Raw genomic sequence first — 277 nt, 5'->3', positions numbered from 1 at the left:
TATAACACCTTGATTAATAACGCCTTCACCACGAGGCAAACGTAATAAATCAATTAAAGTATTCGCTTCTTTATGTGGTTCCGTCAGTTGCCCAAGAATATGCAATCCATGACGAATTTGCGCTGCTTTAATATCACAGAGGTAAGTATCTAACTCTTCTAATACCTCAGCATCGTCTTCACGCGCAGCTTCATTTAATTCATCGAGAATATTAGTGCTTTGAACTTTTTATAAAATTTGTTCGCGTAACCACACTTCCCTACGAAAGTCTAAACCT

Annotated in this window: 1 pseudogene; it reads right to left on the bottom strand. The window is 37.5% G+C overall.

Features of this window, described 5'->3' with window-relative positions:
- Nucleotides 1-213: pseudogene (locus V6255_RS19370) on the bottom strand (cobaltochelatase subunit CobN); the annotation flags it as partial.
- Between the last annotated feature and the right edge of the window lie 64 nt (nt 214-277).

The sequence above is a fragment of the Psychromonas arctica genome, from assembly GCF_038155225.1.
Classification (GTDB): Bacteria; Pseudomonadota; Gammaproteobacteria; order Enterobacterales; family Psychromonadaceae; genus Psychromonas; species Psychromonas arctica_B.
This window is presented reverse-complemented; position numbering and strand designations above follow the sequence as displayed.